Consider the following 2,548-nt stretch of genomic DNA (forward strand, 5'->3'; position numbering starts at 1 on the left):
ATACTATATATGTAACTATATTTCAATACATAGTTTTTATAACTATATATTGAAATAATATAGCAAACTATACTATATACAACAAAAAGAAAATGCCATTACCACATTTTGAATGACATTTCCTATCTCATTATTATGTTTGTATGAAAATTTGACCGTTATCAAGTGAAAAAATTATATTACTCTATTCCACACTCTAACAACATCACTTCATTCCACTTAAACCTTCATCAAGGTATCCCATTTTATCCTTATTCATTCTAAAGGATTTTTTGTCGATTGCTCTTTGAAAAGCTAATATACCATCAAGGTGATCGTATTCATGTTGTATTAATTCCGATAAATCACCCTCAGGTTCCATAGTACAATCATTCCATTCTAAATCTTTATAATGAACTTTACATCTTTTATGTCTATATAATCTTACTTCTATTCCCGGAAAACTCATACAATCATCCCACACTTCAAATTTTTCATCATCCACAAATTCAACCTTGGGATTTATTAAAGCTATCGAATTATAATTAAAATCTACATATATTATCCTAAACAATTCATTTATTTGAGGTGCTGCTATCGCTCTGCCAAATCCATACTTTTTCCTAAAATTCATCATTGTATCATGTAGTTCCTTAACTATTTGTTCAGCTCGATCAAGCTCATCTTTTGAAACCTCTTTACAGATTTTATACAAATTTTCATTTCCCAATAATAATATTTTTTTTATATCCATAATTTCCCCACCTCAACTTATTATACTCATAATAAAATTATACACTATTTTAAGTTATGGTTTGCATATTTACCGTTTTTTATAAAGGTTCCATTGTCAATTTCCTCAAAAGCTTTTTTAAGCTCCTCTCTTGTATTCATGACAATAGGACCTCCCCAGGCTACAGGCTCTTTAAGGGGATTGCCTATAAATATTGTAAAGCGCATTCCATCTTCACCGGAACGAATTCTAACTTCTTCTCCCCCATTGAATAGAACTGCACTTTTTTCCTTGATACACTGTTTCTCGTTTTTGTCAAAATAACCATATCCCCTAAAAATATACACAAATACAGTAGACTTAACATCTGTTTTAATAGACCATTCAGCTTGTTTTTCCATATTTATATCCAAAATGTCAGCTTTCACATATTCTCCCCTAAAAGCTCCAGGAATGTCCTTGTAGTGTCCTGATATTATTCTCACAGTAAAACCTTTCTTTTTCACTTCAGGTATACTTTCCTTACTTATATCATGGTACTTTGGGATACACATCTTGTCTTTCTTCGGAATATTTATCCAAAGCTGAAACCCAAACATTTTCTTTGAAGGCTGCGGCATCTCTTGATGAATTATCCCGCTTCCAGCAGTCATCCATTGACAGCATCCGTCTTCAATTATACCCTTATTGCCAAGACTGTCCCCATGTTCGATTTTCCCACTCATAAGATAAGTAACAGTTTCAATTCCCCTGTGTGGATGCCACGGAAACCCCTTAATATAATCTTCAGAATTTTCCGAATCAAAAATATCCAACATCAGAAAAGGATCAAATTCTGTAACTGTATCCAGCGCCAGTACACGCAAAAGTTTCACTCCTGCACCGTCTTGTTGTACGTTTCCCCCCACTATTTTTCTTACAGTTCTAGCTGGCATATGACATTCCTCCTCAAATAATATTATAATTTTTATACTGTCCTTATTATAACATTATTACAGAATACAGCTTATGAAAATTATCTAAAATATTCATAATTTACAATTTAAAAACCCTAAGTCTATAGGCATTCATAGCTGTATTCCCCAGCTGCTTTATCAATTTATAATTGGCATATGCCCCCACTGCTGCCCCAATTCCAGGGACAAGCTGCAGCATCTTTGCAATGTCAATATAATCTCTGTATTCCTGTTGAAATGTTCTCCAGTCAAAATGACTCTTATCTTCAGGAAGTGATGCCCTGCAATAATTATCCCAATCCGACATTATATCATAGACTTCCCTTCTTCTTCCCTGGCTTGAAAAAGCTATTTGAAATATATAGAGTATATACAATCGCTCCCTGTAATTCTTTACATTGAAACTGTAGATACCAGCAGTATCAAACAAAAATTTCATTTTCAACCCAAGTAATATGGGAAAATCAGCCAAGCCCACAATAATTCCAGCTCCACCTGTACCTGCACCGCTTACTGCAGCTGCATTCCTGTAAAATTTCATCTTTTCCCTTACTAAATTTTCTCTTGATTCCAAATTCATGTCATGAACGGGAGCGGTAGAGATATATTTATATCCATATATAACTGTCTTCACCATACCTTCTATGGATTTTGTAATTATGTGCTGGCACTTTTCAGGAATAAACTCATTTAATTTTGACTGCATTTTTTTTGTAAAATCATTTGTAAAGCTGGGCCTGCTTGTCATTTCTTTTTTCCACTGGAGCAACTCTTCCAAGGCTTTATCTTCATACAAACTCATATAAATTTCTCCTATATAATTCCTTTCTCTTATACACATCAGACGCTGCCGACGAAGCTAGAAGTGTAGATCTCGGTT

Annotated in this window: 3 protein-coding genes; all 3 read right to left on the bottom strand. The window is 33.8% G+C overall.

All coding sequences use genetic code 11. The features are described 5' to 3' along the window. Positions 1–205 precede the first annotated feature (205 nt). Complete coding sequence (locus J5G60_RS17905) at positions 206–733, bottom strand: peptide deformylase (RefSeq protein WP_150355448.1); 528 nt, start codon at positions 731–733, stop codon at positions 206–208. Between the two features lie 44 nt (positions 734–777). Further along, positions 778–1,647, bottom strand: a complete 870-nt coding sequence (locus tag J5G60_RS17910) for a pirin family protein (protein ID WP_150355447.1) — start codon at positions 1,645–1,647, stop codon at positions 778–780. A 100-nt stretch (positions 1,648–1,747) separates the two neighbouring features. Then, the gene (locus J5G60_RS17915) at positions 1,748–2,470 is read right to left on the bottom strand and encodes an EcsC family protein (RefSeq protein ID WP_150355446.1); all 723 of its coding nucleotides are present in this window, start codon (positions 2,468–2,470) and stop codon (positions 1,748–1,750) included. Positions 2,471–2,548: the final 78 nt, after the last annotated feature.

Source organism: Clostridium sp. HV4-5-A1G, from assembly GCF_900184915.1.
Lineage (GTDB): Bacteria > Bacillota > Clostridia > Clostridiales > Clostridiaceae > Clostridium_B > Clostridium_B aromativorans.

What these genes read in the sequence shown, in the direction of transcription:
- J5G60_RS17905 (WP_150355448.1), bottom strand. Translation starts at nt 733, where the DNA reads ATGGATATAAAAAAAATATTATTATTGGGAAATGAAAATTTGTATAAA.
- J5G60_RS17910 (WP_150355447.1), bottom strand. Translation starts at nt 1,647, where the DNA reads ATGCCAGCTAGAACTGTAAGAAAAATAGTGGGGGGAAACGTACAACAA.
- J5G60_RS17915 (WP_150355446.1), bottom strand. Translation starts at nt 2,470, where the DNA reads ATGAGTTTGTATGAAGATAAAGCCTTGGAAGAGTTGCTCCAGTGGAAA.